We start from the raw sequence: 15483 nt of genomic DNA, 5'->3' as shown, positions 1-15483 counted from the left end.
TGATCGGGCCTAGGTGCCATGTGATGACCCGTCTGACTCGCCCCCAAGAGCGGAGCCTTGAGGAGCACGCTTGCGTCGAAGTTGCAGGAAGATCGTGGCGGGCACGACCGAAGCCAGACCGAGCAGCAAAACTATGACGCTGGTTCGCCAGAACCCGAGATCGTCTCCGGGCACCAGGAAGGGGCCGAAGTACACCAGGCGTTGTTGTTCCTGATAAGTGGCGGCAGGTACAAAGACCACCGTGAGTTTTTGCGGGTTGTCCACCGCAGCGGTCATCCCAGGGATACTACTCGCCACCATTCTGCGTACCCGCGCGCGGATGTTGTCGGGGTCCAGGCGTGGATCATGCTTGATGAATACGGAAGCGGATGCGGGTTGGACCGGCTCTCCTGGTGCTATGCGTTCAGGCAGCACGACATGCACGCGTGCGACGATGACACCGTCGATCTTGGAGAGGGTGGTTTCAAGCTCTTGGGATAATGCATAGATGTAGCGGGCACGCTCTTCCAGCGGCGTGGAAATCACCCCTTCCTTTCGAAACGTATCCCCCATGGTGGTCCGGGCGAGTCGAGGCAGGCCGGCGGCTTCCAAGGTCCGTACGGCGCGCCCGATATCGCTCGTATTAACCGTCACGACGACACCATCTTTGGCCGGAATTTTTTGTGCACGAATATGTTTATCAGCCAATTCTGCTACGACTTCATTGGCCTCTTGCTCGGAAAGTTGGCGATGAAGTTCCACTCGGTCACCGCACCCGCTCAATATAGAAGCCATACTCAACACTAAAGCGACAAGCAGTGAGTTATTCATGCTCAAGACGTCATGTTGCCGAGCTTATCGACGCATTGTGTTGCCTTTGCGATGCATTTCACCGTGAGCTGTGATGTGAGGTGTAAGTTATTTAATGCGGCTGGGTAAGCCCCTAAGGCCTCCATATCTATACCGTTTTTGGTTGAACGGTTTATTCTTGCGAAGCCATCTCTTGAGTCACTCAGGTGCTGGGAGACCTTTGTCATAAGAAATGATGCTTCCGGCTTGGCAGAAACCTTACTCGTCAGGCGTGGGCCTTCGAGCGTCGATGTGAAAAAGCTGACGTCCGAAGCACCTGCTGATTGTTCTGGTGGTGTATAGCTATGTTGAGTACGGCTGCTTTTTTGTAAGAAAAGATTGTCTACTATTTCCATGAAGTGTCTACTCATTCAGGGTGGGCAGCGGCTCTGCGGTGAGAGGTACCGAAATGGCCTGTCGAGCGGGTTGGATAATTACCTTTCAGGCTAGCAAGCCTGAAAGGTAATTTATCACCGAGTAGTTATTAACTAATTGCTCGGGCTATCCCTTTAAGTTCCGCCGATCTCCTGGTCCTTTTGGCGTTAGCAACGGTGTCCTGGAGTGATCGTTCATATTCGGCTTCGAGTTCCGCCTTGTGGCTGTCTGTGCTCGAACCTGAGTTGCGGGGATCAACATTTGAATTATTCTGATAGCTGGCATTGTTTGTAGGGTTGATTTGCATATGAGAATCCTGTGATGGTTGTTGAGGCTATTTATTGGCCATCGGTCAAATCATGGCAACTAGAGGGTTGTATGGGAATTTGCTTCTGGCTATTACTGCGTGGCCGGTACGGTTAAAACGTTCCCGATATTTCTCGCATCGATGTTACTAAATATTTCTTGGTCGGCTGTGTAGTCAGGCAATTGGGGAAGGGTTGACTTCCTTATGCCAGTGATATGTCCAGTTGTTTCATCCTGTAATACAGCGTGCGTTTAGCAATTCCTAACTCAATTGACACGGTGTCCACGCAGTGGCGGTGGCGGTACATCGACTCTTCAATAAACGCCTTTTCAATTTGCTGAAGGCGTGCCTTCAAGTCCAACTGAGGTGGTTGCTGGCTGCACGCGGGAGTTGAAAGCGGCGGGAGACCCAAGACAAACCGCTTAGCCGTTGAGCGTAACTCGCGAACGTTACCCAGCCAGGGGTGGCAGAGCAGCTGCTGCAACAGGTCGCCAGAAGGCAGTGGGGGCGTGCATTTGAACTGGTCGGCTTCTTCCTGGATCATTTCCAGAAACATCGGGATGATGCGCTCACGCCGATCCCGCAGGGCCGGGAGTTGGATGTTGACGACATTCAGGCGATAGTACAGGTCGCGCCTGAAGGTGCCTTGTTCGACCATGGTGTGCAACGAGTGTTGGGCGGACGCAATGACGCGCATATCGACCGGGATGAAGCGAGTCGATCCCAGCCGTTCCACCCCGCGCGACTCCAGCACTCGTAACAGCTTGGCCTGCAGCGCCAGCGGCATGCTGTCGATTTCATCCAGATACAGCGTGCCAAGGTGAGCGGCTTCTACGAACCCTGCCCGTGACTGCATCGCGCCGGTATACGCGCCGCTGTTGGCGCCGAACAACTGGCTTTCCGCAAGGCTTTCCGGGATAGCGGCACAGTTCACGGCGATGAAGCTGCCCCGCCGCCCCGACAAATGATGAACCCGTTGCGCCAAGGTGTCCTTGCCGGTACCGGTTTCGCCCAGTAGCAGGATGTCAATGTTGAGGTTCGCTGTAGTGTTGAGCGTTTCTTCAATATACGACCCTTCGATAAAGGGTGGGTCTACTTCCTTGTCTATCTGAAACGAGGCCAACATAGTGCGGGTGCTCCACTATCGCTATCACTTCATTGTTGGCCTGATACTCTTTCGATATCAGCCGGTAAAGGTAACTTATCAAGTTTTTTGCGAGGTCTGTAAGGGAGAAATGGCTAAGATGCTGTACGAAAAGTAAGGGGGGCTTGGCGGCAGAGTTATAGTTATATCGACTGGCATGCAACTGTGCGCATGCAAGTAGGATTATTCTTTATCTTTAGTTGCAATGGCGATGATGACGGCTTATTTGCCTAACGAGCGCCCACAAAAAAGCCGATGCATTGCATCGGCTTTTTGTTTGCGGCAAAACCGCGGGGGAAGCTTATACGTTGAAACGGAAGTGCATCACATCACCATCTTTAACGATGTAATCCTTGCCTTCCAGGCGCCATTTACCGGCTTCCTTGGCACCGGCTTCACCCTTGAACTGGATGAAGTCGTTGTAGGCGATCACTTCGGCACGGATAAAGCCTTTTTCGAAGTCGGTGTGGATCACGCCGGCGGCTTGTGGCGCGGTGGCGCCGACCTTGACGGTCCAGGCACGGACTTCTTCGACACCGGCGGTGAAGTAGGTCTGCAGGTTGAGCATTTCGTAACCGGCGCGGATCACGCGGTTCAGGCCAGGCTCTTCCAGGCCCAGGGCCTCAAGGAACATGTCCTTTTCTTCGCCGTCATCGAGCTCGGCGATTTCTGCTTCGATCTTGTTGCACACCGGCACCACGATCGCGCCTTCTTCGTCGGCGATGGCCTTGACCACGTCCAGCAGCGGGTTGTTCTCGAAGCCGTCTTCGGCAACGTTGGCGATGTACATCACCGGCTTGGTGGTCAGCAGGTGGAAGCCCTTGATGACGGCCTTCTCATCGACGCCCATGTTCTTCATCAGGCTGCGTGCCGGCTTGCCTTCGGTGAAGTGCGCGATCAGTTGTTCCAGCAGGCCTTTCTGGACCACTGCGTCCTTGTCACCGCCCTTGGCGTTGCGCGCAACTTTCTGTAGTTGCTTCTCGCAGCTGTCGAGGTCGGCGAAGATCAGTTCCAGGTCGATGATCTCGATGTCGCGTTTCGGGTCGACGCTGTTGGAGACGTGAATCACGTTCTCGTCTTCAAAGCAGCGGACCACGTGGGCGATGGCATCGGTTTCGCGGATGTTGGCCAGGAACTTGTTGCCCAGGCCTTCACCTTTCGACGCGCCGGCAACCAGGCCCGCGATGTCGACGAACTCCATGGTGGTCGGCAGGATGCGCTTGGGATTGACGATAGCCGCCAGTGCGTCCAGGCGAGCGTCAGGCATCGGCACGATACCGCTGTTGGGCTCGATGGTGCAGAAGGGGAAGTTCTCCGCCGCAATACCGGACTTGGTCAGGGCGTTGAACAGGGTGGATTTGCCGACGTTGGGCAGGCCGACGATGCCGCAATTGAATCCCATGGTGTTTCCCCTCGGTAAGAGTCAGGCCTTCTGGCTGTGCAGGTTTTTCATCGCGCGGTTCCATTCACCGGCGAAGATATCCGGCAGCACGCCGAGGGCAAAGTCGATGCTGGCATCGAGTTTTTCCTGTTCGGCGCGTGGCGCACGACCCAGGACGAAATTTGAAACCATACTGGCGACGCCTGGGTGGCCAATGCCGAGCCGCAGACGGTAGAAATTATTCTGATTACCCAACTGCGCGATGATGTCACGCAGGCCATTGTGCCCGCCGTGCCCGCCGCCGAGCTTGAGCTTGGCAACGCCGGGTGGCAGGTCCAGTTCGTCATGGGCCACCAGGATTTCTTCGGGTTTGATCCGGAAGAAATTCGCAAGCGCCGCGACGGCCTGGCCGCTGCGGTTCATGTAGGTGGTGGGAATCAGCAGACGAACATCCTGACCCTGGTGCGAGAAGCGCCCGGTCAGGCCAAAATACTTGCGATCGGCCACAAGGTTCACACCTTGCGCGTGGGCGATGCGCTCAACAAAAAGGGCCCCCGCGTTATGCCGGGTCTGTTCGTATTCGGCGCCTGGATTTCCCAGGCCAACGATCAGTTTAATGGCAGTCACGACAGGGGCCCTTCCTTTGGAGTTGTGGATAACATCGCCGCAACCGTTGTGCGGCGAAAGTGGACGACAGAAGCTGTTTACTCAAGAGTAAAACGCCGCGTTATCGCCCGCTTTCTCGCTACGTTCCGGTCCGCGATGTTTCCTCAAGCTCCGACGTTACAGAGTGAATTACTCTGCTGCGTCTGCTTCTGGTGCAACGCGTGGAGCGTGTACGTTTGCAACAGCTTTGTCATCACCGTGAGCCAGTGCGACAAACTCAACGCCTTTAGGGGCTTTGAGGTCGGACAGGTGGATGATGGCGCCGATTTCAGCGGCCGACAGGTCGACTTCGATGAACTCAGGCAGGTCTTTTGGCAGGCAGGAAACTTCGATCTCAGCAACAACGTGCGAGATTTCGCCGCCTTTCTTGATCGGAGCCGCTTCACCAACGAAGTGAACTGGAACGATCGCGGTCAGTTTCTGACCAGCAACAACGCGTACAAAGTCAGCGTGCAGCACGTGGCCTTTGGCCGGGTGACGTTGCAGAGCCTTGATGATTACGTTTTGCTTGGTGCCGCCAACGTTCAGTTCGATAACGTGGCTGTAGGCAGCTTCGTTTTCGAGCAGTTTGGCGATTTCTTTGGCCAGCATGCTGATGGATTCAGGGGCTTTTTCGCCACCGTAAACTACAGCTGGAACCAGGCTTGCGAGACGACGCAGGCGGCGGCTCGCACCTTTCCCCAGGTCGGAACGCGCTTCAGCATTCAGAGTAAAATCGTTCATGTTGTATCTCCAAAATAACCACATTCGCCCCAGCGTTTGCGACCAGCGCTAAAGGCGATATGGGCAAAAAAGCCCCGCCCCAACAGAATGCTGGGGCGGGGCGCTTTTCGTCAGTGAAATGATCCGAAGGTTTGACCCTTAACGGAACATCGCGCTGATCGATTCTTCATTGCTGATGCGGCGAACCGCCTCGGCAACTACCGGTGCGATATCCAGTTGACGGATACGCGAACAGGCTTGAGCTGCTGCGGACAACGGGATGGTGTTGGTCACCACCAGTTCGTCCAGCATGGAGTTCTCGATGTTCTCGATCGCTCGGCCCGACAGCACAGGGTGTGTGCAGTAGGCGAAGACTTTTGCGGCACCGTGCTCTTTCAAGGCTTTCGCCGCGTGGCACAGGGTGCCGGCGGTGTCGACCATGTCATCAACCAGAATACAGGTACGCCCTTCGACATCACCGATGATATGCATCACTTCAGAGTGATTGGCTTTTTCACGGCGTTTGTCGATGATCCCGAGGTCCACGCCCAAGGATTTGGCAACAGCCCGTGCACGCACGACGCCACCAATGTCCGGGGACACGATCATCAGGTTTTCAAAGCGCTGGTCTTCGATGTCATCCACCAATACTGGCGAACCGTAGATGTTATCTACCGGAATATCGAAGAACCCCTGGATTTGGTCAGCGTGCAGGTCAACCGTGAGAACACGGTCGATACCTACCACGGTCAGCATGTCAGCAACGACTTTCGCGCTGATAGCTACACGTGCGGAACGCGGACGGCGATCCTGACGGGCATAACCAAAGTAAGGGATTACAGCTGTGATTCGAGTTGCTGAGGAGCGGCGGAAGGCATCAGCCATCACGACGAGTTCCATCAGGTTATCGTTGGTCGGAGCGCAAGTCGGCTGAATAATGAAGACGTCTTTACCGCGGACGTTTTCATTGATCTCGGCTGTAATTTCGCCGTCGGAGAATTTACCGACAGAGATGTCACCGAGAGGGATATGCAGCTGACGTACGACACGTCGAGCCAGATCGGGGTTGGCGTTCCCCGTAAAGACCATCATCTTGGACACGCGCAGTACCTAGAGGCTGAGGGTAACCTGGATGAGTATTAGAAAATGGCAGGGGCGGCTGGATTCGAACCAACGCATGGCAGGATCAAAACCTGCTGCCTTACCGCTTGGCGACGCCCCTGTATCTGTTGCAACGAGTGCCTAACACTCGGTTCCTTTTAGAGCAGACTTTGCAGCTTGCGATGCAACATCGAAACGTTGCTTCCCTTTGCTACAAACCCTGTAAGGGTCTCTGTAAGAAGGGCCGAGACTTTATCAGCTTCAGCTTTGTTTGGGAAGCCCCCAAACACACAACTTCCAGTTCCGGTTAATTTTGCTTCGGTAAATTTACCTAACAAATTCAAAGCGTTACGTACCTCTGGATAACGCCTTGCTACAACCGGTAAGCAGTCATTTCGACTGTTTCCCTTGGGAACGGGGCGCACTTTAATGGGAGAAGAGTTACGTGTCAACAACGGATCTGAAAAAATTTCTGCTGTACTTACAGATACTTGCGGCACAAGTACGACATACCACGGTTCTTCGGGGTCTACAGGGGTGAGTTTTTCCCCGACACCCTCAGCAAATGCAGCGTGTCCACGCACGAAAACCGGGACGTCGGCGCCCAGCGTAAGGCCCAGCGCTGCCAGGCGATCGTGGTCCCAACCCAGCTGCCACAAGTGATTCAGACCGAGCAACGTGGTGGCCGCATTCGAACTGCCACCGCCGATACCGCCGCCCATGGGCAGGATTTTATCGATCCAGATGTCGATGCCGAGCGCGCAGCCGGATTGTTCCTGAAGTTTTTTTGCGGCCTTCACGATCAGATTGCTGTCGTGGGGCACGCCTTCGAATGCCGTATGCAGCTGGATCACGCCATCGTCGCGTACGGCGAAGGTCATTTCATCGCCGTAGTCGAGAAATTGAAACAGCGTCTGCAACTCGTGATAGCCGTCTTCACGGCGACCAAGAATGTGCAGCATCAAATTGAGTTTGGCGGGAGAGGGCAGGGTCAGCTTTTGTACGGTCACGTTATTGCCCCAACTTGCGCGGTTGCCAGTCCTTGATGACCAGCGTGACATCCAGGTCGGTGCCATGCAGCTTGATGCGCTCGGGCAGCCAATAGCCGTTCTGTTGCACATAGCTCAAATATTCGACCTGCCAACCATCCTGTTCCAGGGTGGCCAGGCGGCTATCGCCGTTCAGGCCCAGGCGACTTTTGCTGTCCGGCGCAGGCAGGCCGCGGACCCACCAGACCAGGTGCGATACCGGCAGCTTCCAGCCAATCTGTTCTTCCAGTAGGGTTTCCGGCGAGCTCGCTTCATAGCGGCCCTGGTTGGCCACTTCCAGGCTGACTTGCCCCGGTCGACCGGTCAGGCGTGCTGCGCCACGGCCCAGCGGGCCAGACAGGCGAATATCGTAGTAGTCCTGGCGTTGCAGCCAGAACAAGGTGCCGCTGCCGGAATCTTTCGGCGCGCGAACGCCGACTTTTCCTTCGATCTGCCAGCCATCAATGCTGCTGAGCTGATCCTTGTGCTGTTTCCATTGCGCCGGGTTGCCCTGGCCCTCGACGGATTCACGGCTGCCGATGCCCGCACAACCGGCGAGCAGGGCGATAAGACTGAACACTACAACATGGCGCAAGAACATAAGCTTAAAGGGTCTCGGATCCGGTCAGGCGCTTGATGGTGCCGCGCAGGATAGGGCTTTCGGGTTGTTCCTTGAGGAACTTCTCCCAGATTTGACGGGCTTCGCGCTGCTTGCCATTGGCCCACAGCACTTCACCCAGGTGCGCCGCGACTTCCTGGTCGGGGAACCGCTCCAGGGCCTGGCGCAGCAAGCGTTCGGCTTCATCGAGGTTGCCCAGGCGGTAATTCACCCAGCCCAGGCTGTCGAGCACGGCCGGGTCTTCCGGGTTGAGCTTGTGGGCTTGCTCGATCAGCGCCTTGGCTTCGTCGTAGCGCGTCGTGCGGTCGGACAAGGTGTAGCCCAGGGCATTCAAGGCCATGGCGTTGTCCGGGTCGCGCTTGATGATAAGGCGCAGGTCTTTTTCCATCTGCGCCAGGTCATTGCGTTTTTCCGCCTGCATGGCACGGGTATAAAGCAGGTTCAAATCGTCGGGATATTGCAGCAAGGCTTGTTGCAGCAGCTTCCAGGCGCGCTCGCCCTGTTTATTGGCCGACAAGGTTTCAGCCTGGATCAGGTAAAGCTGGATCGCGTAGTCCGGTTCGGCATCGCGCGCGGCTGCCAGGCGTTTTTCCGCCTCGTCGGTGCGGCCATTGCTCATCAGGATGTCGGCCTGGCGCAGTTGCGCCGGCAGGTAGTCGTTGCCGGGGCCGACCTGGGCATATTCGAGCAGGGCGGCCTGCGGGTCGTTTTTCTCTTCAGCAATGCGGCCCAGGTTCAAGTGCGCCGAGTCCACATGGCTTTCGCGTTCGATCAGCTCCTGCAGGTAACCCTTGGCCTCGTCCCAGGCCTTGGCCTCCAGGCACACCAGCGCCAGGGAATAACGCAGTTCGTCGTCGTCCGGGTATTGCTGGACCAGGTTGGCGAACTGCACTTTGGCGTCTTCCATGCGGTCTTGCTCGACCAGCATGCGCGCATAAGTCAGGCGCAGGCGCTTGTCGTCCGGGTACTTCTTGATGCTTTTTTCCAGCAGCGGAATCGCTTCCTGGCCGCGATTGAGATTTTGCAGCAGGCGCGCGCGCAGCAGGATCGGTGCGATCTCACCCTCTTCCGGTGGGTTCTGCTCCAGCAGCTTCAGGGCGGCATCGGCCTCGTCGTCCTGTTGCAACAGCAAGGCCTTGCCGAAAATCAGCTGGCTGTTCTTTGGGTGTTTTTGCAGCAGGCGGTCGAAACTCTTCATCAGGCCATTGCGCGTGTCCTGGTCGGTGTCGGCGGCCGACAGCGCGAGGAAGTCGAAATGGGTGTCGCCCTTGCCCTGCAAGACCTTCTCCATATAGACCATGGAGTCGTCGTAGCGCCCGGCGCGTGCCAGTTGCACGGCGGCCGCACGCTGCGCCTCAAGGTCGTCCGGGGCGTTTTTCGCCCAGATCAGCGAGGTATCCAGCGCCGCCTGATCGGCGCCCAGGTACTCGGCGATGCGAAACGCCCGCTCGGAAATCCCCGGGTCCTGTGTGTTGATGGCCTGGGTCACGTAGTTATCCAGCGCAATATCGAAACGATTGCGCTGGCCAGCCAGCTCCGCGCTCAGCAGGCTGAACACCGTTTCTTCACTGAACGAGGAATAAACCTTGGGCTTTTCAGGGGCGGGGGTGCTGTCTTCCACCGGCGGCGTACCGTCCGGCGACACGGGGGCCAAGGCCTGGCAGCCGCTGAGGAAGACAAAAGCAAGGAGCAACGCGGAAGATCTATTCATATAGGAAGAGGACGACTAACCTGCGGTCGGATCATCATGACACAAGCCTTCGGCCAAACATAACCGAGACTCAGTTGGTGTATTTATAGGCACAACGTATAGGGACAATAGCCTACGGTGGTTGTTCTGAATCATTCGAAGTAGGACAATTGTCGGCTTCCCGACATCATCAGCGATATTGAATGGCCTTCCTCGCACTCGGTATTAACCACAAGACTGCTTCCGTAGACGTGCGCGAGCGCGTGGCGTTCACGCCAGAGCAGTTGGTTGAGGCCTTGCAACAGCTCTGCCGGCTCACCGACAGCCGCGAAGCTGCAATCCTTTCAACCTGCAATCGCAGCGAGCTTTATATAGAGCAGGAACATCTTTCAGCGGATGTGGTGCTGCGCTGGCTGGCCGATTACCACCATTTAAGCCTCGAAGAGCTGCGCGCGTGTGCGTATGTGCACGAAGAAGATGCGGCAGTTCGTCACATGATGCGTGTGGCCGCCGGTCTCGATTCGCTGGTGTTGGGCGAGCCGCAGATCCTTGGCCAGATGAAGTCCGCCTACGCCGTGGCGCGTGAGGCTGGCACCGTGGGGCCGCTGCTGGGCCGCCTGTTCCAGGCCACGTTCAACTCGGCCAAGCAGGTGCGCACCGACACCGCCATCGGCGAAAACCCGGTGTCCGTGGCGTTTGCCGCGGTCAGCCTGGCCAAACAGATTTTCAGTGACTTGCAACGCAGCCAGGCCCTGCTGATCGGCGCCGGTGAAACCATCACCCTGGTGGCCCGCCACCTGCACGACCTGGGCGTGAAGCGCATCGTCGTCGCCAACCGCACCCTGGAGCGCGCGAGCATCCTCGCCGAGCAGTTCGGCGCCCACGCGGTGCTGCTCTCGGACATCCCGGCCGAGCTGGTGCGCAGTGATATCGTCATCAGCTCCACCGCCAGCCAGTTGCCGATCCTCGGCAAAGGCGCGGTCGAGAGCGCGCTGAAACTGCGCAAGCACAAGCCGATCTTCATGGTGGACATCGCCGTCCCTCGGGATATCGAACCCGAAGTCGGCGAGTTGGACGACGTTTACCTCTATAGCGTCGACGATCTGCACGAAGTGGTCGCCGAAAACCTCAAGAGTCGCCAGGGCGCTGCCCAGGCAGCCGAAGAGATGGTCAGCACCGGCGCCGACGATTTCATGGTGCGCCTGCGCGAACTGGCAGCGGTGGACGTGCTCAAGGCGTATCGTCAGCAGGGCGAACGCCTGCGCGACGAGGAACTGAGCAAGGCCCAGCGCTTGCTGGCCAACGGCAGCAGCGCCGAAGAGGTGCTGATGCAACTGGCCCGGGGCCTCACCAACAAGCTGCTCCACGCCCCCAGCGTGCAGCTTAAAAAGTTGACTGCCGAAGGCCGCCTCGATGCGCTGGCCATGGCCCAAGAACTCTTTGCCCTCGGTGAGGGCGCGTCAGACAGCTCTTCGGATAAAAAACCGCAATGAAAGCGTCACTGCTCAATAAACTGGACGTGCTCCAGGACCGTTTCGAAGAACTGACCGCCTTGCTCGGCGATGGCGAAGTCATCTCCGATCAGACCAAATTCCGCACCTATTCCAAGGAATACGCGGAAGTTGAGCCGATTGTGACCACCTACGGCCAGTGGCTGAAAACCCAGGCCGACCTCGAGGGTGCCCAGGCACTGCTCAAGGACAGCGACCCGGACATGCGCGAAATGGCCGTGGAAGAAGTCCGCGAGGCCAAGGAAAAACTGGTCGCGCTGGAAGGCGACCTGCAACGCATGCTGCTGCCCAAAGACCCGAATGACGGGCGCAACGTGTTCCTCGAAATCCGCGCCGGCACCGGTGGCGACGAGGCGGCGATCTTCTCCGGCGACCTGTTCCGCATGTATTCGCGTTATGCCGAACGGCGCGGCTGGCGGGTCGAGATCCTCTCGGAGAACGAAGGCGAGCACGGCGGCTATAAAGAAGTCATCGCGCGGGTTGAAGGCGACAACGTCTACGGCAAGCTCAAGTTCGAATCCGGCGCGCACCGCGTACAGCGCGTGCCGGCCACCGAATCCCAGGGCCGTATCCACACCTCCGCGTGCACCGTGGCCGTGTTGCCCGAGCCAGACGAGCAGGAAGCCATCGAGATCAACCCGGCTGACCTGCGCGTCGACACCTACCGCTCGTCGGGGGCCGGTGGCCAGCACGTCAACAAGACCGATTCCGCGATCCGCATCACCCACTTGCCGTCGGGCATTGTGGTGGAGTGCCAGGAAGAACGTTCCCAGCACAAGAACCGCGCGCGGGCCATGTCCTGGCTGTCAGCCAAGCTCAACGACCAGCAGACCAGCGCCGCCGCCAACGCGATTGCCAGCGAGCGCAAGTTGCTGGTGGGCTCGGGCGACCGCTCCGAGCGCATCCGTACCTACAACTTTGCCCAGGGCCGGGTCACCGACCACCGGGTCAACCTCACGCTGTACTCCCTCGACGAGATTCTCGCCGGTGGCGTCGATGCGGTGATCGAGCCGTTGCTCGCCGAATACCAGGCCGATCAATTAGCGGCGATAGGTGAATAAATGACCATCATTGCCAGCCTGCTACGCGCCGCCGACCTGCCCGACTCGCCCACCGCGCGCCTCGACGCCGAGCTGTTATTGGCGGCGGCCCTGGGCAAGCCCCGCAGCTACCTGCACACCTGGCCGGAAAAAATCGTCAGCAGCGAAGACGCGCTGACCTTTGCCAGCTACCTGCAGCGTCGCCGTGGCGGTGAGCCAGTGGCGTATATCCTCGGCCAGCAAGGCTTCTGGAAGCTCGACCTGGAGGTCGCGCCCCACACGCTGATCCCGCGCCCGGACACCGAGTTGCTGGTAGAAGCGGCCCTGGAATTATTGCCGGCCACGCCGACCCAGGTCCTCGACCTCGGCACCGGCAGTGGCGCCATCGCCCTGGCCTTGGCCAGCGAACGCCCGGCCTGGAAGGTCACCGCCGTCGACCGCGTGCTCGAAGCCGTGGCCCTGGCCGAACGCAATCGCCAGCGCCTGCACCTGAACAACGTTACGGTGTTGAACAGCCATTGGTTCAGCGCCCTGCAAGGCCACACCTACGACTTGGTTATCAGCAACCCGCCGTACATCGCCGACAACGACCCGCACCTGGTCGCCGGTGACGTGCGCTTCGAACCGGCCAGCGCGCTGGTGGCGGGCCGCGACGGCCTGGACGACTTGCGCCACATCATCCAGGAAGCCCCACAGCACCTGAATGCCGCTGGCTGGTTGCTGCTCGAACACGGTTACGACCAGGCCGCCGCCGTGCGTGACCTGTTGCTGGGCGCAGGCTTTGATGAGGTGCACAGCCGCATCGACCTTGGCGGCCACGAACGCATCACCCTGGGACGCCGGCCGTGCTGACCGATCAGGAGCTGTTGCGCTATAGCCGACAGATTCTGTTGCAGCAGGTCGACATCGACGGCCAATTGCGCCTCAAACAGGGCCGCGCCTTGGTCATCGGCCTCGGCGGCCTGGGCGCGCCGGTGGCGTTGTACCTGGCGGCGGCAGGCGTCGGCGAGTTGCACGTGGCGGACTTCGACACCGTCGACCTGACCAACCTGCAACGCCAGATCATCCACGACACCGACAGCGTCGGGCAGACCAAGGTCGATTCGGCCCTGCGCCGCCTGAGCGCGATCAACCCTGAAATCAAGCTGGTGGCCCATCGCAATGCGCTGGATGCCGATTCCCTGGCCGCGGCAGTGGCGGCGGTGGATGTGGTGCTCGATTGCAGCGACAACTTTTCCACCCGTGAAGCGGTCAACGCCGCCTGCGTCGCCGCGACCAAGCCGTTGATAAGCGGCGCGGCGATTCGCCTGGAAGGGCAGTTGTCGGTGTTCGACCCGCGTCGCGCCGAAAGCCCGTGTTACCACTGTTTATACGGGCATGGCAGCGACAGCGAACTGACCTGCAGCGAAGCCGGCGTGGTCGGCCCGCTGGTGGGAATGGTCGGCAGCCTGCAAGCGCTGGAAGCCCTCAAGCTGCTGGCCGGTTTCGGCGAGCCGCTGGTGGGTCGCCTGCTGTTGATCGATGCCTTGACCAGCCGTTTCCGCGAGCTGCGCGTCAAGCGTGACCCCGGCTGCAGCGTGTGTGGGCCGCACCATGGTTAAGGACGCGCCGATCGGTGTGTTCGATTCCGGCATCGGCGGCTTGACGGTGCTGGACGAAATCCAGCAACTGCTGCCCCACGAATCGCTGCTGTATGTCGCCGACTGCGGGCATATCCCGTACGGCGAGAAAACGCCTGCATTCATCCTCGAACGTTCGCGCCGGGTCGCTGAGTTTTTCCGCGAAAAAGGCGCCAAGGCATTTGTGATTGCCTGTAATACCGCCACCGTCGCCGCTGTGGCCGATCTACGCCTGGACTCGCCCGACTGGCCGCTGGTGGGCATGGAGCCCGCCGTCAAGCCCGCCGCCGCCGCGACCCGCAGCGGTGTGGTCGGCGTGCTCGCCACCACCGGCACCCTGCAAAGCGCCAAGTTCGCCGCCTTGCTCGACCGCTTTGCCACCGATGTGCGGGTGATAACCCAGCCCTGCCCAGGCCTGGTGGAACTGATCGAGACCGGCGACCTCAACAGCCCCGCGCTGCGCCAGTTGTTGCAGGGTTATATCGACCCGTTGCTCAGCGCCGGTTGCGACACCATCATTCTCGGCTGCACCCACTACCCCTTCCTCAAGCCACTCCTGGCACAGATGCTGCCCCCCAGCATCATCCTCATCGACACCGGCGCCGCCGTGGCCCGCCAGCTCAAGCGTTTGCTGGGCGAGCGCGATCTGCTGGCCGGCGGCAATCCCGAGCCTGCACAGTTCTGGACCAGCGGCGATGTGTATCACCTAAGAAATATCCTACCGACACTATGGAAATATCCGGGCGTTGTGCGAAGCTTTGGCGCGTGAAAAATTCGTGAAATGCCTGCCTTAAAAGCTGGAACTTCCGTCTGTTCGCCAGCTTCTATAGCCAGATAGCCTGTACACACCAAATAACTTCGTCGGGAAAGGATGTTTCTTATGAAGCGCTTGTTCTGTTTGGCTGCGATTGCAGCCGTCGTTGTAGGACACTCCGTTTCAGCCCAGGCTGCGGGCCTGGAATTGGGGGTGGGGAGTACCAGTGATTCGACCATGACCTACCGGTTGGGGTTGACGTCGCAGTGGGACAAAAGCTGGTGGCAGAGCGATACCGGTCGCTTGACCGGCTATTGGAGCGGCGCCTACACCTATTGGGACGGGGACAAACGTGCGAGCGTCAGCAGCCTGTCGTTCTCACCGGTGTTTGTGTATGAGTTTGCCGGGGAGAAGGTCAAGCCCTACATCGAGGCGGGGATTGGCGTGGCAGTGTTCTCGCGCACGCGGGTCGAAGACAACAATATCGGCCAGGCCTTTCAGTTCGAAGACCGGCTGGGCTTTGGCTTGCGCTTCAATGGTGGGCATGAAGTCGGCATTCGCGCCACGCATTATTCCAATGCCGGGTTGAGCAGCAATAACGATGGGGTCGAGAGCTACGCGTTGCATTACACCCTGGAGCTGTAATTTTTCTGGCTACTGAAGAACCCCTGTGGGAGCGGGCTTGCTCGCGAATGCGGTGGATCAGTCGATACATGCA

General features: G+C 58.8%; 16 protein-coding genes and 1 tRNA gene. 6 read left to right on the top strand and 11 right to left on the bottom strand.

The features are described from left to right. Positions 1-9: 9 nt before the first annotated feature. From sctJ to NUV89_RS07100, 11 genes are all read right to left on the bottom strand, one after another. Complete coding sequence (gene sctJ / locus NUV89_RS07150; protein WP_257780747.1) at positions 10-810, bottom strand: type III secretion system inner membrane ring lipoprotein SctJ; 801 nt, start codon at positions 808-810, stop codon at positions 10-12. A gap of 2 nt (positions 811-812) precedes the next feature. Beyond that, complete coding sequence (locus tag NUV89_RS07145; protein WP_257780746.1) at positions 813-1184, bottom strand: EscI/YscI/HrpB family type III secretion system inner rod protein; 372 nt, start codon at positions 1182-1184, stop codon at positions 813-815. A gap of 528 nt (positions 1185-1712) precedes the next feature. Next, entirely contained in the window at positions 1713-2636 is a 924-nt protein-coding gene (locus tag NUV89_RS07140; protein WP_257780745.1) for a sigma 54-interacting transcriptional regulator, read from the bottom strand. A 319-nt stretch (positions 2637-2955) separates the two neighbouring features. Then, positions 2956-4056, bottom strand: coding sequence for a redox-regulated ATPase YchF (gene ychF / locus NUV89_RS07135; RefSeq protein WP_017735147.1), 1101 nt, complete (start codon positions 4054-4056; stop codon positions 2956-2958). Between the two features lie 21 nt (positions 4057-4077). Continuing rightward, positions 4078-4662 (bottom strand): aminoacyl-tRNA hydrolase, encoded by a 585-nt coding sequence (gene pth, locus NUV89_RS07130; protein WP_017735148.1) that lies wholly within the window; start codon positions 4660-4662, stop codon positions 4078-4080. A gap of 168 nt (positions 4663-4830) precedes the next feature. Continuing rightward, positions 4831-5424, bottom strand: a complete 594-nt coding sequence (locus NUV89_RS07125; RefSeq protein ID WP_017735149.1) for a 50S ribosomal protein L25/general stress protein Ctc — start codon at positions 5422-5424, stop codon at positions 4831-4833. Positions 5425-5562: 138 nt separating this feature from the next. Next, positions 5563-6504 (bottom strand): ribose-phosphate pyrophosphokinase, encoded by a 942-nt coding sequence (locus NUV89_RS07120; RefSeq protein ID WP_003208392.1) that lies wholly within the window; start codon positions 6502-6504, stop codon positions 5563-5565. Between the two features lie 46 nt (positions 6505-6550). Next, positions 6551-6625: transfer RNA gene (locus NUV89_RS07115), tRNA-Gln, on the bottom strand. A 37-nt stretch (positions 6626-6662) separates the two neighbouring features. Beyond that, complete coding sequence (ispE, locus tag NUV89_RS07110; protein WP_257780778.1) at positions 6663-7466, bottom strand: 4-(cytidine 5'-diphospho)-2-C-methyl-D-erythritol kinase; 804 nt, start codon at positions 7464-7466, stop codon at positions 6663-6665. A gap of 49 nt (positions 7467-7515) precedes the next feature. Next, complete coding sequence (gene lolB / locus NUV89_RS07105) at positions 7516-8133, bottom strand: lipoprotein insertase outer membrane protein LolB (RefSeq protein WP_257780744.1); 618 nt, start codon at positions 8131-8133, stop codon at positions 7516-7518. 4 nt (positions 8134-8137) lie between these two features. Continuing rightward, complete coding sequence (locus NUV89_RS07100) at positions 8138-9862, bottom strand: tetratricopeptide repeat protein (RefSeq protein WP_257780743.1); 1725 nt, start codon at positions 9860-9862, stop codon at positions 8138-8140. 182 nt (positions 9863-10044) lie between these two features. Between NUV89_RS07100 and hemA the strand changes: the two genes are divergently transcribed. The 6 genes from hemA (at position 10045) to NUV89_RS07070 (ending at position 15410) form a co-directional block, all read left to right on the top strand. Then, a complete protein-coding gene (gene hemA, locus NUV89_RS07095) occupies positions 10045-11334 on the top strand; it encodes a glutamyl-tRNA reductase (protein ID WP_124529887.1) in 1290 nt (429 codons plus the stop codon). Further along, entirely contained in the window at positions 11331-12413 is a 1083-nt protein-coding gene (gene prfA, locus NUV89_RS07090; RefSeq protein WP_122489521.1) for a peptide chain release factor 1, read from the top strand. The genes hemA and prfA overlap by 4 nt, the downstream gene beginning before the upstream one ends. Further along, a complete protein-coding gene (gene prmC / locus NUV89_RS07085; RefSeq protein WP_257780742.1) occupies positions 12414-13244 on the top strand; it encodes a peptide chain release factor N(5)-glutamine methyltransferase in 831 nt (276 codons plus the stop codon). Then, positions 13238-13993: a molybdopterin-synthase adenylyltransferase MoeB gene (locus NUV89_RS07080; RefSeq protein ID WP_257780741.1), complete on the top strand. Its 756-nt coding sequence runs from the start codon at positions 13238-13240 to the stop codon at positions 13991-13993. Before prmC ends, NUV89_RS07080 begins: the two co-directional genes overlap by 7 nt. Further along, positions 13986-14780, top strand: coding sequence for a glutamate racemase (murI, locus tag NUV89_RS07075; RefSeq protein ID WP_257780740.1), 795 nt, complete (start codon positions 13986-13988; stop codon positions 14778-14780). The genes NUV89_RS07080 and murI overlap by 8 nt, the downstream gene beginning before the upstream one ends. Positions 14781-14891: 111 nt before the next feature. Further along, complete coding sequence (locus NUV89_RS07070) at positions 14892-15410, top strand: acyloxyacyl hydrolase (protein ID WP_257780739.1); 519 nt, start codon at positions 14892-14894, stop codon at positions 15408-15410. Positions 15411-15483 lie beyond the last annotated feature (73 nt).

It is taken from the genome of Pseudomonas sp. 18.1.10, assembly GCF_024655625.1.
Taxonomy (GTDB): Bacteria; Pseudomonadota; Gammaproteobacteria; order Pseudomonadales; family Pseudomonadaceae; genus Aquipseudomonas.
The sequence above is the reverse complement of the archived record's forward strand: the minus strand, read 5'-3'. Positions and strand labels throughout refer to the sequence as shown.